Origin of the sequence: Coprococcus sp. LG101-27 (assembly GCF_027695515.1) — a bacterium.
GTDB classification, from domain to species: Bacteria; Bacillota; Clostridia; order Lachnospirales; family Lachnospiraceae; genus Allocoprococcus; species Allocoprococcus comes.
The window spans coordinates 206,833-232,237 of sequence record NZ_JAQEUJ010000002.1 but is presented as its reverse complement, the minus strand read 5'-3'; the positions used below and the strand labels follow the sequence as shown (position 1 = coordinate 232,237).

Below are 25,405 nucleotides of genomic sequence, written 5' to 3'. Positions count from 1 at the left end.
CCTCATATATTTTCCAAAAGAAAGTATATGAGGAATTTTTATGCCACAGGAAGAATGTAAAGAAAAGATTCTGTCGGAAGAATACAGGGATTTTATGATGAGAGATACCGGTGCTCTCGGGGAAAAATTTCCTTTGGAAAACGGATGCCGGATACCGTTAAAATACGGTTTTGAGCTTCTTTATATTGACCAGAGTGAAGACAGAAAAAAGCAACTTGCCGATTATCCGTATACAATGGTTCCGAAGTGCTATACAACACTGGATATGGCAGCGATCCAACAGGCGGGAATTGCTGCGGTTCAGAATCTGACTGGTCTGGAATTGAGCGGTGAAGGAGTTCTGGTTGGGATCATTGATACTGGGATCAACTATCTGGATCCCATTTTCCGGAATCTGGATGGTTCGACCAGGATCCGGCGAATCTGGGATCAGGAAGAACAAAGTGGAACAGCGCCCCGGGAAATCGGATATGGAAGTGAATATACGAGGGAACAAATCAATCTGGCGATCCAGAGCGAGAATCCAAAAGAAACCGTTCCGTCATTTGATACGGACGGACATGGCACTTTTGTTGCAAGTGTGGCATGCGGAGGGGCAAATCCGGAGAATCTGTTTATCGGGGCAGCGCCGGAGGCAGAGATGGTGATCGTGAAGCTGAAGGAGGCAAAAGAATATTTACGGGAGTACTATTTTGTAGACTGTGATGCCAGATGCTATCAGGAAAATGATCTGGTAGCGGCGGTTTTTTATCTGCAGAAGGTACAAGAAGAGCTGAAAAGACCATTGGTGATCTGTCTGGCAGTTGGAACAAGCCTTGGAGGACATGGAGGATATTCAATCCTGTCAGAGTATCTGCAAAATGTGGCGGCGAGCGAAGGAATCGGGATTGTGACCGGAAGTGGCAACGAGGCAGATAAAAGGCATCATTATCTGGGAATTCTGGAACAGGAAAATAATCAGCCGGTGGAGATCAATGTAGGGAATAATACCAGAGGCTTTGTGATGGAACTATGGACAGAACTTCCGAATCTTCTGGCACTTTCTATCGCATCTCCAACAGGACAGACAGTAGGACCGGTCTCGCTCAGACGGGGAATAGGAGAGTATGTGTTTGTATTCGAGCAGACCAGGGTGATATTAAATTACCGGGTTCTGGTAGAGACGACCGGGGCGCAGCTGGTATTTTTTCAGTTTGACAGACCGGGAAGCGGAATCTGGAAGATTATACCGGAAACACTGGAGCTGGGGAATGGAATCTTTCATATCTGGCTTCCAATGGAAGAGTTTCTGACGGGAAATGTCTATTTTATCCGTGCAAATCCGGAATATACGGTGATGGAGCCAGGGGATACCGGACCGGTGGTCTGTGCAGCGTACTATAATGGAAAGGAAAATAGCATTGCAGTCAGTTCGGGAAGAGGTTATACTAGAGATAACAGAATCAAACCGGATTTTGCTGCGCCGGGGATCAATGTGACAGGGATCAATTTAAGGGGGCAGTTTGTTGCAAGATCTGGTTCCAGTATAGCAGTTGGGATCACTTCCGGAGCACTGGCACTTTTTATGGAGTGGCTGGATAGGCAGGGAGTGGATCTGGATGCATCACAGATGAAGAATTTGCTGATACTGGGAGCTTCACGGAAGACAGACATGAGTTATCCGAACCAGGAATGGGGATATGGAGCGTTGAACCTTTACCGTACTTTTGAGCAGATCAGGCGGTTCTGAAAAATACGCAGATGCGAAAGGGGAAAAAGTAAATGAGTGATTTTTTTGATACAATAGGAAAGCGGATTTCAGATACCGTGGATGATCTTGGAAAGAAGGCAGGAGATACGATCGATATTCAGAAAAAGAAAAATGAGATCTATGGTCTGAAGCGAGATAGCGAGCGGGATATGACAGAGATCGGACGATTGGTATATGAGCGTTTCAAACAGGGGGAAGTGGTAGATACCGATTTTATCGCACTCTGCGAAGCAATCGAAAAGCGTGAAGAACAGACAGAGGTATGCGAGCAGGAAATCGCGCGAATCAAAGGAGAATAATTATGGAAATCCTGAGCATTTTAACCGGAGCTTTTGTTGCCGGGTGCGATCTTGGAATTAAAAAATATACTGAAGAAAATGTAAGAGACGGGGAAGAACGCCGGATTTGGAAGGGAAAAGGAATCTACCGCAAAGTCCACAACAAAGGTCTGATGATGAATCATTTGGATTGCAGACCAAAGCTGGTAAAAGGCATGTCGGCGGCAGCACTTGGAATCCTGTTTTTCTGGGAGCACCTTCTTTGGAAAGAACCGGGACGCAAACTGGCAAAGCTTGGAACATCGCTGATGCTGGGCGGAGCAGTTGGTAATACTTATGACCGTTTCAAAAGAGGTTATGTGGTCGATTATCTGTCTCTGAAAACAAAGAACAGGAAACTCTCGGATATCACTTTTAATCTCTCGGATCTGGCTCTTTTTGCAGGAGCGATCCTGACGGTATGGAGTTCTTTATTTGGAAAAAAGAGATAAAAATGATTCAATGTATCTGAAAAAATACTTGACTGTTTTTAAAGAGTTGAGGTATTATAAACCTTGCTGATATGGCGTTGTCTGGCATATGCCATATAGAAAAAAGAATAGAATCTCGGTTATATTGGAAACGATACATTCCTCCGGAATGATGAACGAACAACACATTTTCTGTTACGCTTATTATGAAGGAGGATATTTTTATGCCAAAAAACAAATTTCAAGACGTTATTTTCACAATTATCATGGTGTTCGTGATGGTTTATACCATGATCTGTTACAACATTGCTCTCAACGTAGGAGGAATGAACAACCAGGTATTTTTAAATGCATTCCACGAGCTGGTCATCATGGGACCAATTGCATTCATTCTTGATTTCTTCCTGATTGGACCATTTGCAAAGAAAAAAGCATTTTCCATTGTTGATCTGGAAAGAGATAATAACTTTCACCTGGTGATCGCCATTTCCGTAGTATCCATCATCGGAATGTGTCCACTTATGAGCCTTGCAGCAACCCTGCTCTTCAAGAATGCGGGAACCCAGTTCATATCCGTCTGGTTCCAGACTACAGCAATCAACTTCCCGATGGCATTCTTCTGGCAGCTCTGCTTCGCCGGTCCACTGGTAAGAAAGATTTTCGCATTATTATTCCCAGAAAAAGAAACATCCAAAATCGCCGATGGTCAGGAAGCCTAATTGAGGTAATGTGTAAATCCATTTGAAAATATAAAACAATGATTTACGGCTCCAGTTCAACACCCGGTCAAAGAAGTAAAACTCAGTCAACAACGTAAATAAAAAATAATCCCTGGTAGATGCGTCTTTGCACGATGGAAACGAGACTTAATCAATTGTGGAAGCCATTGCTGACACAATTGATGCTTTGAAAGGCTCGTTGGAATGGTTCGTGCAACTTAGCAGCTACCAGGGATTATTTTTTATGCCCTCTTGCGACTACCCCTCAAGTTCTTTCAACACTTTCCTAAACTGAAACGTAAACAAAACCGTCGTGAAGGATACAGCCAGGAAGTCTGCAATCGGTTCAGCCATATACACTGCATTGGTCTTGTTCCCGGTCAGAATATGCGGCAGCAGATAGATCAGTGGCAGCAACAGGATAAATTTACGTGTAACAGCGACAGCAATCGAAGCCTTTGCTTTTCCGAATGATGTAAATGCCATTTGACATGCAATCTGGATTCCGAAAAGCAGCAGGCAGGCACAGTAAATCCGGAGTGCTGATTTAGTAAAACCAAGCAGTGCAGAATCTGAAGTAAACATTTCTGCAAACACCTGAGGGAAGAGCATAATAAATGCCCACAGAAGTGTGGAATAACAGAGGCTTGCTGTTAAAAGAAGCCTGAAAGCTTTTTTTACACGATCTCCGTTTTTTGCACCGTAATTATAACTCAGGACTGGTTGTGCACCCTGTCCCAGGCCCTGCAACGGCAGCATTGCGAACTGCATGACACTGGTAAGAATCGTCATGGCACCAACTGCGATATCTCCTCCGTATTTCAGCAGAGAAGAGTTGAAGCATACGGAGATGATACTCTCACTAGCCTGCATGATAAATGTGGCAAGCCCGAGAGCGACACAAGGAAGAATAATCTCCGGTTTCAGGATGAGATTCTTTTTCCGGATGTGCAGGATCGTCTTTTTTCCGCAAAGGAAAGAAAGAACCCAGATGCAGGAGACTGCCTGTGACAGAATTGTGGCAAGCGCAGCACCTCTGACACCCAGATGGAATGCAAAGATAAACAGCGGATCCAGAATAATGTTCATCACTGCTCCGATCAGAACAGAGAGCATACCTGTTTTGGCAAAGCCCTGTGTGGTGATAAACATATTCATGCCAAGGGTAAGCTGGACGAAAATAGTGCCGACAGCGTAAATGTTCATATAATTTACAGCGTATTCAATCGTATTTTCACTGGCACCGAAGGCAAGAAGAAAAGTACGGTTACCAAACAGCAGGATGACTGTCAGGATTATAGAAATCAGAATCTGCAGGAAAAAGCAGTTACCCAAAATATGTTCTGCAGTATTAAGATCATTTTTTCCCATTTCAATCGAAGCACGCGGTGCACCACCGCCTCCAACCAGTGCGGCAAAAGCGGAAATGATCATAATCAGTGGCATACATACGCCGACTCCGGTAAGGGCAAGTGCCCCATTACCAGGAATGTGTCCGATGTAAATACGGTCAATAATGTTGTACAGCATATTGATGAGCTGTGCGGTGATCGTCGGAAGCGCCAGCCGGAACATCAGCTTTCCGACGGGTTCAGTACCCAGAAAATCTTTGTCTTTGTTCATGTCTAATAATCTCCTTTGTGATAAATAGTTGCTACGTTGGATGCCAGACGTTCATTCAGCGAGGCGAACATCTGGAATTCTTCTAATGAAAATCCGTCAAACAGATTGTGGTAAAAAGCAGACTGGAACGTGTCGATTGCTCCGGTAACATTTTCGCATGATGGCAGCAGGGAAAGATGCGTTTTCCTGCGATCCGTCTGGTCTGCTGTTTTTGAAAGAAACCCTTTCTGACACAAAAGATCAACTGCCAGGGATACATTCCCTTTTGAGAGCATCCGGAGCTCGGCAATATCACCTGCGGTATCTTTTGTGGGGTTATTATGTAAGAAAGCAATGATCTTAGCCTCGATCAGCGAGAGATCATACTGGCGGCATAATTCTTTCAACATCTGTTCATGTATTTTCCCAATTCGCTGCATTAATACAAGCAGATATGTAATGTTCATCCATACACCTCCGTTTTTTAATAAAAAAGAATGTGCCTTGACACATTCTCGCGCTGAGCGCAGTCACTTGAAAAATGGTTCTAAAAAGAACAATTTAAATAATATCTTATATCAATTGAGATAAAATGTCAATAGAACGAAAATATGCAAGTTATTTGTTAAAATATAAACGGTATAATTGTATACGAAAATACATTTTTTTACTTTAACATATTGACGTGGGGAAAATTTGCTGTTACAATAATAAACAATTTATAGACCATAGTTCAAGGAGGACATAAGTACATGCTTACAGGATTTAAAAACGCAGTAGAAGTTGATTTCACATTGGAAGAAAATAAAAAGAAAATAGAAGAAGCATTCAAACAGGCTCATGCAGAAGCAGGTGCTGTTTACCCGCTGATCATCGGTGGAAAAAAAGTTGAGACAGAAAAGAAGATCGCTTCTGTATCACCGGCTACAAAGGAAGTACTCGGATATGCATGCTCATGCAGCAAAGAACAGGCTGACGAGGCAATCAAGTCATCTTACGAAGCATTCAAAAAATGGAGCCTTACATCTGTAGAAGAAAGAGTACGTGTATTAAGAAGACTTGCAGCACTTCTGATCGAGAACCGTTTCATCATGGATGCATGGAACGTCCTTGAAAGTGGAAAGAACTGGGGAGAAGCTGACGGAGAACTTTGCGAACAGCTTGACTTTATCAATTCTTATGTAATGCATATCCAGAATCTGGAAAAAGGAAAAGAACTGGTTCCTACAGATGAACTTACAAAATGCGTTTACATCCCGATCGGTGTAGGTGTGGCTGTTTCTCCATGGAACTTCCCACTCTCACTGTTTGGTGGAATGATCGTATCGGCAGTTGTTACCGGTAACACGATCTGCTGCAAACCATCTTCAGACGCTCCGATCGTTGCATACAAATTCGTAGAACTCTGCCAGAAAGCCGGTATTCCGGCTGACGTAGTAAGTTACATTCCTGGATCAGGATCAGAGATTGGTGACTTCATCGTAGAACATCCGCTTACAAGATTTGTAAACTTCACAGGATCAAAAGCAGTTGGATGCAGAATCAATGAACATGCAGCCAAGATCGCTGACGGACAGAGATGGATCAAACGTGTTGTGGCTGAGATGGGTGGAAAGAATGCAATTATCGTAGATTCAACAGCAGACATCAAGAAAGCAGCAAATGGAGTTGCAAGCTCTGCATTTACATTCCAGGGACAGAAATGCTCTGCATGCTCAAGAGCAATTGTTCTGGCAGATGTATATGATGAGTTTGTAGATGAAGTTGTAAAATGCGCAGCAGAACTGAAGGCGAACCAGGGATCGGGCGAAAGCAATGCAGCGATGGGACCGGTTATCAACCAGGGCGCTTATAACAGCATTACCAATTACATCGAGATCGGACGTAAAGAAGGAAATGTTGTATTCGGTGGTACATACAGTGACGCAGAAGGATATTATATTGATCCTACTGTAATCCGCGATATCAAGAGAGATGCAAGAATTGCCAATGAAGAAATCTTTGGACCAGTCCTTGCTGTTATCAAAGTAGATTCTTTTGATGAAGCACTTGATGTAGCAAACCAGACAGAATATGGTCTGACAGGATCTGTATACAGTGAGACACGTGAAAATATCCAGAGAGCAAAAGTAGAATTCCAGGTAGGTAACTTATACTTTAATAGAAAATCTACAGCAGCAGTTGTACTTCAGCATCCATTTGGTGGATTTAACATGTCCGGAACAGATGCGAAGACTGGTACAGCAGATTATCTGACAAACTTCATGAACCTTAAATCAATCACAGAAGATCTGAATTCATAGGAAGAGCCGGACTTAAAAAAGGACAGGGAATCAGAGTGTGTATAAAAGCGAAGTATTGGCTTGGCAGATTATAGAAAAACCGGAGGCTTGTGTAAAAAGACACATGAGCCTCCGGTTTTTATTATCAGGAATTCTATTTTTGATGCAAAGTGTCCAACAAGTGATACGGATGATTTGCTTAGCTGTCTGAAAAAGCTGACCGCAATTTACTCATCTTTAAATCCTTCACCCACTACATCATTCGATTCCATGATTACAAGGAAGGATTTTGGATCAATCGTTTTGATCAGCTTGCGGATTCCGTACATCTGCTTATTGTTGCAGGCGCACATTATGATGTGCTTATCATCTTTGGAATAACTTCCCATACCATTTAAAATTGTAGAGCCGCGTCCGAGAACTTCATCGATTTTGAAGCAGATTTCAGTACTGTGCTCGGGATCGGTTACGATCAGGGCAAGCTTTCCTTCATCAATTCCGTACATAACTTTATCCATAACAAGAGAGAGCAGATAGCTGACGATCAGACCGTAGATCAGACTGTCCACGTCACGGGATACAATTACGGTTCCGAGGATCACAATTACTGCATCCAGTGCAAATGCAATATTTCCAAGGGAAAGGTGAGGATTCAGTGCTTTGATCGACATCATGATAAAGTCAGAGCCTCCGGTTGAAGAATCCCGCATATAGATCATTGCATAACCAAGTCCGGAAAGGACACCGCAGCAGATGGCAGAAAGAAGTCTGTCACCCTGATAAACCGGGAACAGCGGTGCGATCGCGTCCATGATTATGGAAGTAATGATGATCGTCCGGACTGAATTCAGGAAAAATCTGCGGCCCAGAAGCCGAAAACAACAGATGGCGATCGGGATGTTAAGGATCAGGGCAACAGTACCGATCGGCAGTCCAAACAACTGGTAAAAGATCAGGGCGATTCCGTTTACCCCTACCATCGGAAACTTTGCGGCGGCAGCAAAATTATAGACACCGACAGCGATCAGGATTCCTCCGATAATATCAGTTGCGATATCTTTTGTAAGTTCCAAAGCTTTGTTCTGATTCATGATAGTATCCTCCTTGATGTTGATGGAATGTGATTTATAAAAAGCGAAGGCTTGCCAGAAAGACCAAAAAAAACATCTGCTAATTATATCAGGATATAATCGCAAATGCTCTTCATTTCTTTAGTATACGCGCCATAGGATAAGAATGTCAACGGTTGTTTGGGTTGTATCCGTAAAATAAATTTGTTATGATAATGAACAGGAAAAGTTGCAAATTACAGTGATAAAGTGAGGGACAGATTATGAAAATAGTTTTTTTAGATGTAAAAACAATTGGAGAAGATATTGATCTTTCTGGATTTGACAGGCTTGGTGAAGTCGTAAAATACGATTTTTCTACATCAGAAGAAGTAACGGAAAGAGTTCAGGATGCAGATGTGATCATTTTGAATAAAGTACAGGTCAATGAGCAGACGATTGGAAAAGCAGAGAAGTTAAAGCTGGTATGCGTGACGGCAACGGGGACCAACAATCTGGATAAAGAATATCTGGAAAAAAGAGGAGTTGCATGGAGAAATGTAGCTGGCTATTCGACAGAAACGGTGGCACAGCACACTTTTGCAATGCTTCTCTATCTGCTGGAAAAGATACGTTATTACGATGATTATGTAAAAGAAGAGCGTTACATCAATGATACAATATTTACGCATTTTGCAGAGCATTTTACGGAGATCAGTGGCAAAACCTGGGGGATCATAGGCCTGGGAACAATTGGCCGGAGAGTTGCGGATATCGCAAAAGCATTTGGAGCACAGATTATTTATTACTCGGCATCAGGGCGTCCGGCGCAGGAAGGTTACGAACAGGTAGATCTGGATACATTGCTTGCAAAATCTGACATTATATCCGTTCATGCACCGTTAAATGAACATACAGAGGGCTTAATGGATAAAGCAGCATTTGCAAAAATGAAAAAAACCTGTATTTTCCTGAATCTCGGACGTGGTCCGATCGTAGTCGAGCAGGATCTGTATGAGGCACTTGAAAATGACGAGATAGCTGCAGCCGGACTTGACGTACTTTGTCAGGAGCCGATGAGTGAGACGAATCCGCTGCGAAAAATAAAAGACAGCAAAAAACTGCTGATTACACCACATGTAGCATGGGCGAGCGTGGAAGCAAGGACAAAGCTGATGGGGATAATACTGGGACAGGTAAAAGAATATTTTCAAATTTAAGAAACCGGAGTTGGCGCATGGATTTTAGTGATATGCGGCAACTCCGGTTTTGTTTAAAATATTTGTTTACTTGTAAAGAGTCACAAACTGTCCAATCTGTCCGTCAAAAGAGGTATTGAGACAAAGCTGATCCAACAGATCTTCATCGACAATATAACCAAGATGGCAGGTGATGGTCTGTCCTTTTTCAAGACTGGTGAAAAAGTAATGATGGTCAGAGTTGTCGGAGCATACAGAGGCATCAAAATAAATTGGATAATTGATAACATCTTTGTATGTTGGATTATCGAACAATGCATTGTTATAATATCCGTCTGGATTTTCGGACGGAATGGTCAGATCATAATTTACACAGGATTCCGTATCGGAAAAAGGATTGTCGGATGGATTTGTAATCTCAAGAGTTACATATAATAATTTTCGATGAATCTGTGCAGTACCTGTTTGTGTATTGAGTGAGTCGGTTCCATTTCCGACCTGAATAATAGCACGATTATATGATATAAGATCTCCGTTGTCGTTAATCGAACCATCTGGAAGATTTTTACCATTATCAGTAAAGAAATCTGCGTTAAGTGAACGGATATTATCAAAAGCTTCTACTTTTTTAACAGTCATCTGATAGCCACAGGTTTCGTCGGTCCAGGTATCATTTACTTTAAGCCAGGTAGTCTGTAGTGCTTTTGGTGCAGCTGCATCTTCAGCTAATTCCGTTTTAAGTTCGGACAAAGAACCTGCAAAGGTAGCGTCAGAATCTGTAGCAGGCGTAAGTGTCACACCAGAAGCAATCTTTTTCGCTTCTTCATTGGTGATTGCATTTCCCATATTGATTTCAACAATATAGCCTGAATCCTGGAAGACGACGTAGGCATCCTTATCAAAGACTCCAGAAGAGTCGAAAGTCATCAGAACCGCATCATTTCCATTGGCATTAAATTCTTCACGAGAAGTCATATAGGAGTGCGAAAATGTAAAATCATCGGTATCCATCTTGTAGAGAGAAAATACAGTACCATGTGAAGAAGATTCTGTATCGGAAGGGACATAGTACTTGTCAGGTCCACGGTCTGAAGCAGCAATACTTCCATCAGGTAAATAAGTTGGAGTCAGCTTTACCGGAGAAAATACAGTATCTTTTGAGGTAGTCGTTAGAGAAAGATCACCGCTGTATGTTCCGGTACTGTTGTAATGCATTTGAAGCAGTCTGTCAGCTGCATATGCGGTTGCGGGAAGGAGGGAAAGGGCAACGATGGCAGCGGCAACACGGTAAAGATGGTTTCGATGCCGGTTATGTTCACTTTCCGAGACAGCATGCAGTAAGTTCTGCTTTTTTCGGTTATAGTTATCGGAAAAAGTGTGATCCATATTCATAGAATCAAATTCTTCAAGGCTTATTTGGTCAAATTTTTTGTTTTGCATACATATCATCTCCTATGATCAATCTGAGTTTTTTCAATGCTCTTTGCTGACGTTTCCGAACCAGAGATTCGCCGATTTCAAGGACGGAAGCTGTTTCTTTTACCGAAAGCTGGTGTACACAGCGGAACAGGATCACATCGCGATAAGAGTCGGGAAGTTTTCCAAGGATCTGCTCAAGGACAGAGTCACCGGCAAGACGGCTGACCAGCTTCATAATATCATCACGCTCATCAGCAAAATCCATATCTTTGATTGGAACCGTTGCATTGGACGTTATTTGATTTTTCCGGTACTGATCGAGGGAAGCACTTTGAATCGTCTGAAGAACATAGGACCGTGTTTTTTCATCTTCCAGATCCCGAAGCTTTCGTATATTCTTAAGCAACCGTACAAAAGCATCCTGCACCGCATCTTCAGCCTGCCACTCATTCCTCAGAATCGAAAAAGCCACCGCATACATCTTCTGCTCATACAACTCATACAATCGTTCCAACTTCTCACTGTCAGAATACTCACGCATATAAAAATAACACCTTCTTTCATATCTTTATTGAACGTTCTATAAATAAAGACGAAATACAACCCTGAAATGTGACACTTTGAATAAAATATCCATTTAATGTAAAAAACAACAGCATAAAAATAAAGCTACATAACATAAAACTGAATAACCTGCAATATGGACATCCTAACCAAAAAAATTCACTTGAGCCTGGAACTCTTATCCATATATAAAACTTTTCGACAGTACAAGAAGAAATAATACAATAGGGATCACAGACATTTGCAGGAATCCTAAGCATCTTAGTCTGTAGCAGATTTGCGTTAGTAAGAAAAATGACACTGTTTGAGCGCCAGCGAGTTTGTCATTTTTCTTACTGCTTTTAGCAAATTTACTACAGACCTAGATGCTCTTGGATTCCGAAACGTCTGTGATCCCTATTGTATTATTTCTTCTGTCCGTCAGACAACCCTTTACATCTCCGCGTATAATTTCACAAGTTCAACCACGATATCCACAGCCTTGTCCATTCCTTCTGCCGTGATGTGTTCATATGGTCCATGGAATGCATGTCCCCCCGTTCCGAGGTTCGGGCAGGGAAGTCCCATAAAGCTGAGCTGACATCCGTCTGTGCCGCCACGGATCGGAAGCACAAGCGGTGCAACACCCGCATTTTCACAGGCTTTCTTTGCATTCTCAATCAGATGCATGCATCCGGCAATAATCTCAGCCATATTCTGGTACTGGTCAGTAATCATAAGCTTCACAGTGCCTTCTCCCCATTTTTCATTGAGGTTCTTCTCAATATGGCGAAGAGTTTCTTTTCTGGCTTCAAACAGATTCTTGTCATGATCTCTTACAATATAATGAAGCTCTGCTTTTGCCACATCTCCACTCATACCGGTCAGATGGTAGAATCCTTCATAATCCTCCGTTTCACGTGGGATTTCAAGTCCTGGAAGCATGTTATTGATTTCAGCGGCAACCAGGCACGCATTGATCATCGTATCCTTGCTGGAACCGGGATGCACAGCAAATCCTGTAATTTCAAAATCTGCCTTGCATGCATTGAAGTTTTCATATTGAATTTCGCCTTCGGTATCGCCATCCAGAGTGTAGGCAAACTGTGCACCAAATTTTTCCACGTTAAAATGATCAGTTCCACCACCGACTTCTTCATCTGGTGTAAAAGCGATTGAGATCGGTCCATGAGGAATATTTTCTTTGATCAGGGCTTCAGCCATGGTCATGATCTCGGCAACTCCGGCTTTATCATCGGCACCAAGAACGGTTGTACCGTCTGTTGTGATCAGGGTGCATCCGGCAAGAGATGGAAGATGCGGAAAATCTTTTACGGTAAGGGTACGTCCACTTGTGCCAAGCGGCAGATCACCGCCATCGTAGTTCTTGTGTACGACCGGGATGATGTCATGGTCACAGTAATCGGAAACGGTATCCATGTGTGCGATAAATCCGATAGATGGTTTATTCTCATATCCCGGTGTGGCAGGAATCTTTCCATATACATAGCAGAATTCATCCAGACTTACGTCAGAAATCCCGAGGGCAGTCATCTCATCTGCCAGAATACGTGCCAGGTCGAACTGACATTGGGAAGAAGGAGAAGTCGTACTGTGTTCATCACTTGGAGTACGGACTATTACATAATTTAAAAGTCGTTCATATGCTCTCATAATAAAACCTCTTTTCATTAACATTTCTTATCCGAGTATAGCATTTTGCAGGTGAATATGCAATTGTGGCAGCAGGTTCTTTTTTGGTGTGAAATTTAACATAACGTAAGAAAAAATCAAGGGATGAAAATGTGAAAATTTTTGAAAAATGAAAAAAGTAAAAAATAAAAAAATTGCACAAAACAAATAAAAAAGTTTGAAAAACAGCAAAAATATTGGTTAAAAAAGATGTGATTTTGGTTAATCTTGATAATCCATGAGTGCTATAATACAGCTGTAACAAGGAAATAGGTACTTTACCAGAAGTCAGTGATTGGAGGAAAAGATAAATGAATACTTTAAAAGCTGAAAAAAGAAACATGCAGACAAAAGCCAAAAAACTCAGAAGAGAAGGTTATGTAACCGGCAATGTATTCGGACGTGAGATTGAAGGCTCCATTCCGGTACAGATGACACAGAAAGAAGCGGAAAAGTTCCTGAAAGCTAATGGCAAAGGAAGCCAGATCATGTTGGATTTGGACGGAGAGCAGATGGATGTGCTGGTAAAAGAAGTCGATTATGATTCTATGGGTTCAAAAGTACTTGAAATAGATTTTCAGGCACTGGTAAGTGGAGAAATGGTACATTCTGTAGCAGAAGTTGTGATCCACAATCAGTCAAAGGTTGTCACAGGTGTTGTGGAGGAACTGCTTGATGAAATTGAATACAAAGCACTTCCATCTGCACTTGTTGAAAAAGTAATTGTTGATGTTGGAGATTTGAAGGTTGGAGAAACCATTAAAGTCAAAGACCTTGACATCGCAAAGGATAAAGATGTCAAACTGATCACAGATCCGGAAGCAGATGTAGCAGGTGTGGTTGCCGTTCATAATGATGTTCCGGAAACAGATGAGGAAGAAGCAGCAGTTGAATAAAAAGATTTTGTAAAAAAGGCGGACGCTTTGCAGAAAGAACTGCAAAGTGCCCGTTTTTTGCTTCATAGAAAATCCCGAAGGAACTTCCTATGAAACAAAAGGCACTGCGTGCCGGAGATGCACATTCTTTCTATTTAATGAAATTCCTAATCCCATTTTTCAGCAGGAAATCATAACGGAATATTTACATAAAATCAGGAATCTTTATACAATCTTTATACTAAAAATACTATCATTGATTTACAAAACAGGAGAGGAAAAACAGTGAGAGGAAGGAAAGGTTATGTTCGAGATTGAGAGTATTATTTTATTTACAGGGATCCTGAGCTTTCTGCTGATCGCCGGATTGCATCTGATGCGTGAACTCGACATTTTTCTGAAGAAGGATAAAAAAGAGAGAGAGGAAGAAAGATATAGAGGAGAAAGGAAACGAAACAAATGACAGTAATATATAAAAAGATGACACAGACACAGATGATTGTTGTCGGGTATTTGTTGTTGATCCTTTTGGGAAGTATTCTCTTAATGCTTCCGGTTTCATCAAGGGATGGAAATATGACATCTTTTGCAGATGCATTATTTACCTCGACATCCGCATCCTGTGTGACTGGGCTGGTTGTACAGGATACATATCTGCACTGGTCTTTTTTTGGACAGCTTATCATTTTGATCCTGATCCAGATCGGCGGTATGGGATTTATGACAATTGGTGTCTGTGTGGCGATTCTGTTAAGAAGAAAGATAGGGCTTAAAGTCCGTGGAATTTTGCAGGAGAGTATCAATAGTATTCAAATTGGTGGAATTGTAAAGCTTACGAAGAAGATTATAAAAGGAACACTTTTTTTTGAAAGCATTGGAGCTGTATTGCTGATGATCCGGTTTATTCCGGAATTCGGAATAGGAAGAGGGATCTGGTACGGGATCTTTCATTCTATATCAGCCTTTTGCAACGCCGGGTTTGACCTTATGGGAGAAAATGGTGCCTATCAGTCACTGATCAGATATTCGGATGACTGGCTGGTAAATACAGTGATCATGCTGCTGATTATAATCGGTGGAATCGGTTTTTTGGTGTGGGATGATCTGTCTGTGAAAAAATTTCAATGGAAAAAATATCATCTGCATACAAAGATTGTATTATCAACAACAGGTTTTCTGATTATAGGAGGAGCAGTTTTATTCCTGATACTGGAAAAAAATAATGTACTGGCAGGGATGCCTGTGAAAGAACAGATACTCTGTTCTTTATTTCACTCGGTGACAGCCAGAACGGCAGGATTTAATACAACCGATACAGGAGCGTTGACGGAAGGCAGTAAACTTGTTACTATGATTCTGATGTTCATAGGAGGAAGCCCGGGATCTACAGCAGGTGGAATTAAGACGACAACCGTAGTGGTTCTTATTGTATTTGTGCGTGCAAATCTGATGGAAGCAGCCGGTTGTAATGTATTTAACAGAAGACTGGATGAAACTGCGATCAGAAAGGCCAGTGTTGTAATGTGTACGAATTTGTTCCTTATACTAACAGGAACGATCTTCATGGAAATTATGCAGCCGTTTTCTTTGTCGGATGTGATGTTTGAAGTCTTTTCTGCAATGGGAACAGTGGGAATGTCTGCGGGAATCACAAGAGATGTATGTATGGCATCAAGAATGGTGCTGGTATTTCTGATGTTTTGCGGAAGAATAGGAAGTCTGACATTTGCACTTTCACTGAAAGGGCACAGACATGGAGCACCGATCCGGAAACCGGTAGAAGAAATTACGATAGGATAGAACAAGGAGTAGAAAATGAAATCAGTATTGATTATAGGAATTGGAAGATTTGGCCATCATCTGTGTATTGATATGGCAAATCGGGGAAATGAGGTAATGATCATCGATAAAGATGAGAAAAAGACAACGGATTTGCTGGAATACGCAACAGCAGTACGGGTAGGGGACTGTACAAATGAAGAAGTATTAAGAAGTCTTGGAGTAGGAAATTTCGATCTTTGCTTTGTGTGCATCGGATCAAATTTTCAGAGCAGTCTGGAGATAACAAGCCTGGTAAAAGAGCTTGGAGCCAAACATGTTGTCAGTAAGGCAAACAGGGATATCCATGCAAAATTCTTATTGAGAAACGGAGCGGATGAAGTCTTTTATCCGGATCGGGATATTGCAGAACGACTGGCTGTAAAATACAGTGCAAATCATGTTTTTGACTATTTTGAACTCAGTAAGGATTATTCGATTTTTGAAATCCAGCCGAAGGCTGCATGGATCGGACGGACGATAGAAGAAGCGGATATAAGGGCAAACTATCATATAAATGTATTTGGAATAAAGAAAAATACAGAGCTGGTGGTCCTTCCGAGAGCGGATTATGTGATGCATGAGAAGGATCATCTGCTTGTAGTAGGTCTTACAAAGGATATTGATCGTCTGCTTGCAAGTATAAAATGATGAATGATGGGGGAAAGAAAATGACAAAAAAGAGAGTAAAATATATGGTGCAGTCGATTGCGATCATGGCGGTTGCAACATTTTTGTCTTTTTTTCTCCAGAGTTATGGAATTCGAAAAGAAAATATTCTGATGATCTATATTGTGGGTGTACTGGTCATAACAGTTACAACTACCGGTTATCTGTATGGAATGATGGCTTCAGTATGCAGTGTGCTGCTGTTTAATTATTTTTTTACAGTGCCGGTGCATACATTTGCGATGACGGATCAGAATGATGTGGTACGTCTGGTATTTTTCCTTATCACAGGATTCATTTCCGCAAGTATTATGGTACGATTTCATAATCAGGTGCGTATTGCAGAGGAAACAAGGGCACAGATGGAAAGAGAAAAGCTGAAAAGCAATATGCTGAGAAGTATATCCCATGATTTCAGGACACCTTTGACCGGAATTATGGGAGCTGCAGGACTCTTAAAAGAGGCGGATGAGTTGGATGCCGGAGTCAGAAAGGAACTGGCAGGAGAGATACAGGAGCAGTCTGTATGGCTGATGCGCCTGATGGAAAATATTTTGAATATGACAAAGCTGGAAAGTGAAGAATTTGAGATCCGGAAAAACCAGGAAGTAGTGGATGATCTGATCTATGAAGCCGTATCACATATCATAGGACTCCGGGAAAAGAGGAGATTTGAAATTAAACTTCCGTCGGAGCTGATTGTTGTAAATGTAGATGGAAAACTGATGGTCCAGGTGCTGGTCAATCTTCTGGATAATGCGATGAAGCATACAGGGGAAAATGGATGGATCTGTATAGAAGCCAGATATGATGCAGGGAAAGTGTGGATCAGTGTAGAAGATGACGGAGACGGGATTCAGGAAGATCTGAAAGAAAATATTTTTGACGAATTTGTTACAAGGTCAGATGAAAAAGGGGACAGACAAAGAGGAATTGGACTGGGATTGGCTATATGTAAAGCGGTAGTAAATGCACATGGTGGAAATATTTGTGCAGAGAACAGAAAAGAAGGCGGAGCAAGGTTCATGTTCTGGTTGGAGGCAAGGCAGGTAAGTACAGATGGCAGATAAGCATAAAATTTTAATTGTGGAAGACGATAAATATATTATTAACTTTATCTCGATGAGTCTTAAGAAAGAAGACTATGATTATGTGATTGCGAAGACATGTGGAGAAGCAAATGCACTGTTCTATGCAAACAGACCAGATATGATCATTCTGGATCTTGGACTTCCGGATGGTGACGGGATTGAGATTATAAAAAATGTAAGAGAAATCTCGAAGATACCGATCATTGTGGTCAGTGCAAGACAGGAAGAGGAAGAAAAAATACAGGCACTGGATCTGGGGGCAGATGATTATGTGACAAAACCGTTTTATATGGGCGAACTGCTGGCCAGAATCCGTGTGGCGCTCAGAAAGAGTAACCAGATTCCGGAGGAAAAGAAAGAAAAAATCTTTCAGTGTGATTATCTGAAAGTGGACTGGGAAAAACATCAGGTATCGATAGATGGGAAAGAAGTTCATCTGACTCCGATGGAATATAAGATTTTGAAACTATTGATCGACAACAGGGGAAAGGTACTGACACATAATTATATTCTCGGTCAGATCTGGGGCAGTGCACAGGGAGTAGAAGCAGCCAACCTGAGGGTATTTATGGCAGCACTGCGAAGGAAGATAGAAAAAGATCCCGGAAATTGCAGATTTATTCTGACAGAAATCGGAGTAGGGTACCGGTTTAGAGAGGCTACGGAATAAAACAATTTGCAGACAATGAAATTAGTTAGAAAAAACGAATGTTATTCTTGAATGACTACCTACAGGACTGATATGATAATGATATAAATTATCAATAAATGGTTTTGCCAAAGGAGACAGATAGAGGAATGACATTAAAAGAATTACAAGTCGGAAAGACAGCTACGATTCTTTCCGTAGGAGGAAATGGTGCACTCAGGCAGCATTTTCTGGATATGGGATTGATCCAGGGAACAGAAGTAACGATTGTAAAGTATGCGCCGATGGGAGATCCGGTTGAGATCAGGATCCATGGTTATGAACTTACGATTCGTCTGGAGGATGCCGGACAGATTGAAATTACGCCGGCCCATGAGCCACATTATAAGAAGAAGGAAGGCAGACAACCGTTAGGAGATGCACAGCATCCGGGGTATGGAGAAGCAGGCATTTTTCATGAGAAGAAAACAGAGCATCCGTTACCAGAGAATACGACACTTACGTTTGCATTGGTTGGAAATCAGAATTGTGGAAAAACAACGCTGTTCAACCAGCTGACCGGATCGAATCAGCATGTGGGAAATTTCCCAGGTGTTACGGTTGACAGAAAAGACGGTGTGATCAAGGAACATCCCAATACCCGTATTACCGATCTTCCGGGAATTTATTCTATGTCTCCGTATAGCAGTGAGGAAATTGTTACAAGAGAATTTCTGCTTCAGGATAAACCGAAAGGAATCATCAATATTGTAGATGCAACCAATATTGAACGGAATATGTATCTGACGATGCAGCTTATGGAACTTGAGATCCCAATGGTTGTTGCGCTGAATATGATGGATGAGATGCGTGTGAACGGAGGTTCTGTGCGTGTGAATGAGCTGGAAGCATTTCTCGGAGTACCGGTTGTACCAATCTCGGCAGCAAAGGGAGAAGGAATTGCGGAACTGGTAGAACATGCACTGCATGTCGCAAAATATCAGGAAGCACCGGAGGAAGTGGATTTTTGCTCTGCTGAAGGTCAGGAAAGTGCGGTTCACAGATGCATTCATGCGATCATGCATCTGATTGAAGATCATGCAAAGGAAGCAGGGATCCCGGTCAGATTTGCAGCAAGCAAACTGGCAGAGAATGATGAGCTTGTCCTGGAAAAATTAAAGCTGAGCCAGAATGAAAAGGAACTTCTGGAACATATCAATCTGCAGATGGAAGAAGAATGCAAGGTAGACCGTTCATCGGCAGTAGCGGGAATGCGTTTTAACTATATCCAGCGTGCCTGTGAAAATACGGTCTTAAAGCCACATGAGAGCAGGGAGCGGGTGCGAAGCAGGAAGATTGATCAGGTTTTGACAGGAAAATATACCGGGATTCCGGCATTTATCGCAATTATGGGACTGGTATTCTGGCTCACATTTAATGTGATCGGAGCATTTTTGCAGGATCTTCTGCAACAGGGAATTGACCAGGTGATTGTAGCCTGCAGTCAGGCACTGGATGCGGCAGGAGTCAATGGCGTATTAAAGTCACTGATTGTAGATGGAATCTTTCAGGGGGTTGGAAGCGTGCTGAGTTTCCTGCCGATCATTGTTACACTGTTCTTTTTCCTTTCGATGCTGGAGGACAGTGGATATATGGCAAGGGTTGCGTTTATTATGGATAAACTTTTGCGAAAGATTGGTCTTTCCGGAAGAAGTATTGTACCGATGCTGATCGGATTTGGATGTACAGTACCGGGAGTTATGGCGAGCCGGACACTTTCTTCAGAGCGTGATCGTAAAATGACGATTATGCTGACTCCGTTTATGAGTTGTTCAGCAAAACTTCCGATCTATGCATTCTTTACAGCGGCGTTTTTCCCGGGGAAGGGTGCAATTGTAATGATTGGTCTCTATTTCTTCGGAATCCTGATGGGAATCCTTACTGCACTTGCAATGAAAGGGACGATGTTCAAAGGAGAACCTGTTCCGTTTGTTATGGAGCTTCCGAATTATCGTATGCCGGGAGCGAAAAATGTTGGTCAGCTTCTCTGGGAAAAAGCAAAGGACTTCCTGCAGAGAGCATTTACCGTTATTTTTGGTGCAACGATCGTGATCTGGTTCCTGCAGAGCTTTGATCTGCATCTGAACATGGTGACAGATTCACAGACAAGTATCCTTGCAACGGTAGCAGGTATGATCGCACCTGTATTCATTCCACTTGGATTTGGTGATTGGAGAATATCAACGGCACTGATTTCCGGATTTATGGCAAAAGAGAGTGTCGTCTCCACTCTTTCGATTTTGTTTGGGTCAACAGCAGCACTGACAGCGGTGATAAATACAGCCGGTGCAGCAGCACTTTTGATTTTCTGTCTTTTGTATACACCGTGTGTGGCAGCGATTGCTTCTATTAAAAGAGAACTTGGTGGTAAATGGGCGATCGGTGTTGTGATCTTTCAGTGCGTGATTGCATGGGTTGCTGCATTTATTGTGCATGGAATTGTATGTTTGTTTTAAAACAAAAACTTCTGGAAACAGGAAAACTGCTTCCAGAAGTTTTTTATTGCAGATATTTTTTCAAGGCATCCAGATAAGTTGTCCCTAATCTGCTTAACATCCTTTTTTTATGTGTAATATACCCAATCCGCATATCACTTTCGTCAGCAAGAGGAACGGCAATGATATCTTTTCCATTCAACTTTTTGTCAATTACACCACTGCATACTGTGTAGCCATTTAGCCCGATCAGAAGATTAAATAAGGTGGCACGATCCCGTACACGGATATTTTTTTTGCGTTCAGATACAGAAAAGATTTCTTCTGAAAAATAAAAAGAATTGTGTTCACCCTGTTCAAAGGAGAGATATGGATAATCGTCCAGTTCTTCATTGGTGATTATTTTGTGATCGGCGAGAGGGTGACGTCTGCTGATAAATACATGTGGTTTTGCAACAAACAGCTGATGAAAAATAAGCCCGTTGGATTTTAAAATTTTTTCCAGAACTGTTTCATTAAAATTATTTAAGAAAAGAATTCCAATCTCGCTGCGCATTTTTGCTACATCTTCGATGATTTCGTATGTCTGGGTTTCGCGGAGACTGAAATCATATTCATCCTGTCCGTAGGTTTTGATCAGATCGACAAAGGCATTGACAGCGAAAGAATAGTGTTGCGTGGATACACAGAATTTCTTTTTTCCGCCGGAAGTTCCTTTGTATTTATCTTCGAGAATAGCGGCCTGTTCCAGCACCTGTCTGGCGTATCCTAAGAAATCTTCGCCTTCTTTTGACAGGATGATCCCTTTATTAGTCCGGAGAAAAATGGTAATCTTCATTTCTTTTTCCAGTTCACGGATTGCGTTTGTCAGGCTTGGCTGGGAAATATAAAGACGATTTGCGGCTTCGGTAATTGTTCCTGTTTCAGCAACAGTTACGACGTATTTTAATTGTTGAAGAGTCATATTTTTCACTTTCTATAAAGAATATTGTTTTTGGGTTTGGGATATCAGAAAAGTATCTGGAAAATGTATCTTAGCGGAAAATACTTCTGGCCAGATATCCTGGTAATATTGTAGCATGGAAGCAGGGAGCGTGAAACATTTTTTTGATATTGCTATAGTTTTAAACTATGGCAAACTGCATTTTTTTTGTATTTTTCAGATGCAGAATACTCTGCTATACTTTCAAACATAAAAGACAGACAGTACGAAAGAGAAAAGGAGAGCTATATTATGAGTAAAAATACACCATTTCGTTATGATTATGTAGGAAGTTTTTTAAGACCGGAAACACTGAAAAGAGCAAGAAGAGATTTTGAAGAAGGAAAGATTTCAAAAGAAGAACTGACAAAAGTAGAGGATGCTGCAATTTTAGACCTGGTAGAGAAGCAGAAAAAAGCCGGATATCATGTGATCACAGACGGCGAGTTCAGAAGAGCAACCTGGCATCTTGATTTCATGTGGGGATTTAACGGGGTAGGACATGAGCCGACCAAGACCGGACTTCCGTTCCACGGAGAAGCTGCAATGATCGATGATACTTATCTGACTGGAAAAATTTCCGTAGATCAGCACCCATTTGTAGAGCATTTCAAATTTGTAAAGGCACTGGAAGATGAAAATACAGTAGCAAAGCAGACGATTCCTGCACCGGCGCAGTTCCTGGAACAGTTTATTATGCCGATGGCACTTCCGAATACAAATAAATATTATCCGGATGTAGAGGAACTGGTAGAAGATATCGCCAATGGATATAAGAAAGTAATCCGTGACTTATACGATGCTGGCTGCAGAAACATTCAGTTAGATGACTGTTCATGGGGAATGTGTGTAGATCCACATGCTACAGCAATTTTCGGAACCGATGAAGCCGGACTTCAGAAAATCATGGAACAGCTTCTTGCTATCAATAACCGTGCAATTGAGGGAGCGCCGGAGGATCTGGTGATCAACACTCATGTATGCCGTGGAAATTTCCATTCTACTTATGCAAGCAGTGGTGCATATGACCGTGTGGCAGAAGCTTTATTCGCCCGTGAAAATGTAAGTGCATATTATCTGGAATTTGATGATGCACGTTCTGGTGGATTTGAGCCGTTGAAGAGTGTAAGTGGTGATAAAAAAGTGGTTCTCGGTCTGATCACAACCAAGTCACCAAAGCTGGAAGATAAAGAAGACGTAATTAAGAGAATCCATGAAGCAGCGAAATATGTCCCGCTCGACAGACTGTATTTGAGTCCACAGTGTGGATTTGCTTCCTGTGAAATCGGAAATAAACTGACAGAAGAAGAACAGTGGAAGAAGCTTGCACTGGTAAAAGAAATCGCGGAAGAAGTCTGGGGCGAAGAAAAATAAGCCAGATATAAAAATTTAATAAATAAGATACATACAGCTCCTTTCAAATCGTGCTACAATAGAAGCAGATTTGAAAGGAGCTGAAAATTTATGAATGAAGTAATCAAAAATATGGAAGAACGCAGAAGTGTCCGTGGATACAAACCGGATATGATCAGAAAAGAGGATCTGGATACGATCATTGAGGCCGGAACTTATGCGGCAACGGGAATGGGAATGCAGTCACCGATCATCGTGGCAGTGACGGATAAAGCAACAAGAGATCAGCTTTCAGCAATGAATGCAAAAATTATGGGAACCGATACAGATCCGTTTTATGGTGCACCGGTAGTTCTTATTGTACTTGCAGATAAGGCAAGACCGACATATCTTTATGATGGAAGTCTTGTGATGGGAAATCTGATGAATGCAGCGCATTCGCTTGGAATCGGAAGCTGCTGGATCCACCGGGCAAAAGAAGAATTTGAATCCGAGGAAGGAAAGGCTCTTCTGAAAAAATGGGGAATCGAAGGAGACTATGAAGGAATCGGTCATTGCGTACTTGGATATGCGGCAGCAGAACTTCCTGCAGCAAAACCAAGAAAAGAAAATTATGTCTATTATGTAGAAGCATAGGAGTGTGACATATGGATTACGAAGGACAGATTTGCCGGGCCCCGATGGAAAGAAGCTCTTTCATGCTTCCGGTTATGGTTGGATGCTCATATAATCAGTGTAAATTCTGTAATTTATTCCGGCATCTGAAGTATCGGGAACTTCCGATGGAACAGATTGAAGCGGAACTAAAGAGAGTGCGGGAACTGCATGGGAAGCCGAAGAAGATCTTTCTGGGGGATGGTAATGCATTTGGTCTGAAGACAGAAAAATTGTATGAGATTCTGGATCTGATCGCATATTACTTCCCGGAATGTGAAGGGATTAATATGGATGCGACTGTTACGAGTATTTTACATAAAAGCCAGGAAGAGCTGGAAATGCTTGCTAGAAAAAAGGTAAAGCATCTGTATCTTGGAATCGAGAGCGGACTGGATGATGTGCTGAAATTTATGAAAAAAGATCATGATCTGGCACAGGCATATCAGGCAATCGACAGGCTTCATGAAGCAGGATTGATCTATGATGCACATATTATGACCGGAGTCGCAGGAAAAGGAAGAGGAATGGAAAATGCAGAAGCACTGGCGCAGTTCCTGAACAGGACCAATCCGGCGCATGTAGTGAATTTTTCCATGTTTCTGCATAAAGAAGTTCCGTTATATCAAGATATACGGCAAGGTACTTTTGTTCCGGCAGATGAGCTGGAAACAATTCGGGAAGAATATCATCTGATCGAGAGGATCGCACCGGAAAAAGCAGGAGCAAATATTTTATATGATGGTTTTCATGACTTTATCCATGTGAGAGTCAGAGGACATCTTCCGGGTGATAAAGAAAAAATGCTTGCCAAATTAAATGGTATCATTCAGGAATATGAAGGAAAAGAACCGGTTTATTCCTTTGTACAGGGGGAATGCCCGGATCTGGAATACTGTGATGATGGTAAGGCAGTATGGGATATGGACCGGAAGACTTCATAGAATCCGCTGTACTATGAATCAGCAGAAATTGAGCGCGTCAGCAGGCGCGCTCTTGAACTTTGGAACAGAAAATATGTCATAAAAAATCCACTGTATCTGATCTTTCAGCTACAGTGGATTTTAATTTGATCCATCCATTGGATTATCCTCCTTATTCACTTCTTATCTATCTGAAACTATTATCTCAAATAGTTTTTTCTATGTAAATTTCAATAATTATTATGCCATTGGTCTACACCTCTTACTCTCATTGATTTGATATTGTATAAATTATCTTGCCATTGGTCTGTACCTCTTGCTTTCATCAGATTTATTCTGGTTTTAAATTATGTTCCTTTTGGTCCATACCTCTTACTTTCATTAGATTTGTTCTGGTTTTAAATTAAGTTTCCGGTGGTCTGTACCTCTTACTTTCATTAGATTTTGTTCTGGTTTTAAATTATGTTCCTTTTGGTCCGTACCTCTTACTTTCATTAGATTTGTCCGAGTTTTAAATTAAGTGTCCTTTGGTCCATACCTCTTACTTTCTTAGACTTTGGAGTTAAGATTAAGTTTCTGGTTGTCCGTCCTCCTTTTGTTTTGTTGATATTATAATATCTCATAAAATGCAAAATGTCAATAAAAATTCTGAAAAAAATGAAATAATTTTAAATATATGAAATAAATCAGGAATACAGATAAAAAATAGAGAAATATATATAATAAACAAATAAATATACAGAAAAAACAGAAGGCGCAGTCAGAATTTCGACTACAGGAAATGAAATGACGATGTGGATATGTGGAATTCGCAGATCATCGAGACGGTATGGGGAGTCGGATACCGGTTTAACCGGTTGTAAAAACGATTGGTGTTATATAATATCTTTACGGATAAAATCCCAATTGTAAGT

The 25,405-nt window shown here is 41.5% G+C and carries 23 protein-coding genes; 16 read left to right on the top strand and 7 right to left on the bottom strand.

The window, feature by feature from the left end; genetic code table 11:
• Positions 1-40 precede the first annotated feature (40 nt).
• The 4 genes from PG766_RS03660 (at position 41) to PG766_RS03645 (ending at position 3,217) form a co-directional block, all read left to right on the top strand.
• Entirely contained in the window at positions 41-1,729 is a 1,689-nt protein-coding gene (locus PG766_RS03660) for a S8 family peptidase (RefSeq protein ID WP_118198513.1), read from the top strand.
• Positions 1,730-1,761: 32 nt separating this feature from the next.
• Complete coding sequence (locus PG766_RS03655; protein WP_022220857.1) at positions 1,762-2,049, top strand: hypothetical protein; 288 nt, start codon at positions 1,762-1,764, stop codon at positions 2,047-2,049.
• 2 nt (positions 2,050-2,051) lie between these two features.
• Positions 2,052-2,519 (top strand): signal peptidase II, encoded by a 468-nt coding sequence (locus PG766_RS03650; RefSeq protein WP_173686909.1) that lies wholly within the window; start codon positions 2,052-2,054, stop codon positions 2,517-2,519.
• 203 nt (positions 2,520-2,722) lie between these two features.
• Positions 2,723-3,217: a DUF2798 domain-containing protein gene (locus PG766_RS03645; RefSeq protein WP_118198514.1), complete on the top strand. Its 495-nt coding sequence runs from the start codon at positions 2,723-2,725 to the stop codon at positions 3,215-3,217.
• A gap of 258 nt (positions 3,218-3,475) precedes the next feature.
• Here PG766_RS03645 and PG766_RS03640 read toward each other — a convergent pair whose 3' ends face one another.
• Together PG766_RS03640 and PG766_RS03635 are read right to left on the bottom strand one after the other, a co-directional pair.
• The gene (locus PG766_RS03640; protein ID WP_118198515.1) at positions 3,476-4,840 is read right to left on the bottom strand and encodes an MATE family efflux transporter; all 1,365 of its coding nucleotides are present in this window, start codon (positions 4,838-4,840) and stop codon (positions 3,476-3,478) included.
• A gap of 2 nt (positions 4,841-4,842) precedes the next feature.
• Positions 4,843-5,286 carry a MarR family winged helix-turn-helix transcriptional regulator gene (locus PG766_RS03635; protein WP_117556811.1) on the bottom strand — a complete coding sequence of 148 codons (444 nt, stop codon included), beginning with the start codon at positions 5,284-5,286 and terminating at the stop codon, positions 4,843-4,845.
• A gap of 285 nt (positions 5,287-5,571) precedes the next feature.
• Here PG766_RS03635 and PG766_RS03630 point away from each other — a divergent pair, with 285 nt between their 5' ends.
• Positions 5,572-7,122 carry an L-glutamate gamma-semialdehyde dehydrogenase gene (locus tag PG766_RS03630; protein WP_117556813.1) on the top strand — a complete coding sequence of 517 codons (1,551 nt, stop codon included), beginning with the start codon at positions 5,572-5,574 and terminating at the stop codon, positions 7,120-7,122.
• Positions 7,123-7,328: 206 nt separating this feature from the next.
• On the opposite strand, the gene PG766_RS03625 is transcribed toward PG766_RS03630, so the two are convergent.
• Positions 7,329-8,192 (bottom strand): YitT family protein, encoded by an 864-nt coding sequence (locus PG766_RS03625; protein WP_117824170.1) that lies wholly within the window; start codon positions 8,190-8,192, stop codon positions 7,329-7,331.
• A 242-nt stretch (positions 8,193-8,434) separates the two neighbouring features.
• On the opposite strand from PG766_RS03625, the gene PG766_RS03620 reads away from it, so the two are divergent.
• Positions 8,435-9,370 (top strand): D-2-hydroxyacid dehydrogenase, encoded by a 936-nt coding sequence (locus PG766_RS03620; protein WP_118198516.1) that lies wholly within the window; start codon positions 8,435-8,437, stop codon positions 9,368-9,370.
• A gap of 66 nt (positions 9,371-9,436) precedes the next feature.
• On the opposite strand, the gene PG766_RS03615 is transcribed toward PG766_RS03620, so the two are convergent.
• From PG766_RS03615 to pepT, 3 genes are all read right to left on the bottom strand, one after another.
• The gene (locus PG766_RS03615) at positions 9,437-10,789 is read right to left on the bottom strand and encodes a DUF4367 domain-containing protein (protein WP_181988890.1); all 1,353 of its coding nucleotides are present in this window, start codon (positions 10,787-10,789) and stop codon (positions 9,437-9,439) included.
• Positions 10,770-11,309 (bottom strand): RNA polymerase sigma factor, encoded by a 540-nt coding sequence (locus PG766_RS03610; protein WP_117824167.1) that lies wholly within the window; start codon positions 11,307-11,309, stop codon positions 10,770-10,772. The genes PG766_RS03615 and PG766_RS03610 overlap by 20 nt, the downstream gene beginning before the upstream one ends.
• Positions 11,310-11,764: 455 nt before the next feature.
• On the bottom strand, positions 11,765-12,985 hold the full coding sequence (gene pepT / locus PG766_RS03605) for a peptidase T (RefSeq protein ID WP_118198517.1): 1,221 nt from the start codon (positions 12,983-12,985) through the stop codon (positions 11,765-11,767).
• 329 nt (positions 12,986-13,314) lie between these two features.
• Between pepT and PG766_RS03600 the strand changes: the two genes are divergently transcribed.
• The 7 genes from PG766_RS03600 (at position 13,315) to feoB (ending at position 20,600) form a co-directional block, all read left to right on the top strand.
• Positions 13,315-13,899 (top strand): 50S ribosomal protein L25, encoded by a 585-nt coding sequence (locus tag PG766_RS03600; protein WP_118198518.1) that lies wholly within the window; start codon positions 13,315-13,317, stop codon positions 13,897-13,899.
• A 283-nt stretch (positions 13,900-14,182) separates the two neighbouring features.
• Positions 14,183-14,341 carry a hypothetical protein gene (locus PG766_RS03595; protein WP_008374277.1) on the top strand — a complete coding sequence of 53 codons (159 nt, stop codon included), beginning with the start codon at positions 14,183-14,185 and terminating at the stop codon, positions 14,339-14,341.
• The gene (locus PG766_RS03590) at positions 14,338-15,678 is read left to right on the top strand and encodes a TrkH family potassium uptake protein (RefSeq protein WP_008374278.1); all 1,341 of its coding nucleotides are present in this window, start codon (positions 14,338-14,340) and stop codon (positions 15,676-15,678) included. Before PG766_RS03595 ends, PG766_RS03590 begins: the two co-directional genes overlap by 4 nt.
• 15 nt (positions 15,679-15,693) lie before the next feature.
• Positions 15,694-16,347 (top strand): potassium channel family protein, encoded by a 654-nt coding sequence (locus PG766_RS03585; protein ID WP_008374280.1) that lies wholly within the window; start codon positions 15,694-15,696, stop codon positions 16,345-16,347.
• A gap of 20 nt (positions 16,348-16,367) precedes the next feature.
• Complete coding sequence (locus tag PG766_RS03580) at positions 16,368-17,435, top strand: sensor histidine kinase (protein WP_227084649.1); 1,068 nt, start codon at positions 16,368-16,370, stop codon at positions 17,433-17,435.
• Entirely contained in the window at positions 17,425-18,126 is a 702-nt protein-coding gene (locus PG766_RS03575; protein ID WP_118198520.1) for a response regulator, read from the top strand. Before PG766_RS03580 ends, PG766_RS03575 begins: the two co-directional genes overlap by 11 nt.
• A 128-nt stretch (positions 18,127-18,254) precedes the next feature.
• Positions 18,255-20,600 carry a ferrous iron transport protein B gene (gene feoB / locus PG766_RS03570; protein ID WP_118198521.1) on the top strand — a complete coding sequence of 782 codons (2,346 nt, stop codon included), beginning with the start codon at positions 18,255-18,257 and terminating at the stop codon, positions 20,598-20,600.
• A 43-nt stretch (positions 20,601-20,643) separates the two neighbouring features.
• Here feoB and PG766_RS03565 read toward each other — a convergent pair whose 3' ends face one another.
• Entirely contained in the window at positions 20,644-21,543 is a 900-nt protein-coding gene (locus PG766_RS03565; protein WP_008374293.1) for a LysR family transcriptional regulator, read from the bottom strand.
• 270 nt (positions 21,544-21,813) lie between these two features.
• On the opposite strand from PG766_RS03565, the gene PG766_RS03560 reads away from it, so the two are divergent.
• From PG766_RS03560 to PG766_RS03550, 3 genes are all read left to right on the top strand, one after another.
• A complete protein-coding gene (locus tag PG766_RS03560) occupies positions 21,814-22,935 on the top strand; it encodes a 5-methyltetrahydropteroyltriglutamate--homocysteine S-methyltransferase (RefSeq protein ID WP_118198522.1) in 1,122 nt (373 codons plus the stop codon).
• A gap of 90 nt (positions 22,936-23,025) precedes the next feature.
• A complete protein-coding gene (locus tag PG766_RS03555; protein WP_022220868.1) occupies positions 23,026-23,550 on the top strand; it encodes a nitroreductase in 525 nt (174 codons plus the stop codon).
• Positions 23,551-23,561: 11 nt separating this feature from the next.
• A complete protein-coding gene (locus PG766_RS03550; RefSeq protein ID WP_055297537.1) occupies positions 23,562-24,512 on the top strand; it encodes a radical SAM protein in 951 nt (316 codons plus the stop codon).
• Positions 24,513-25,405: the final 893 nt, after the last annotated feature.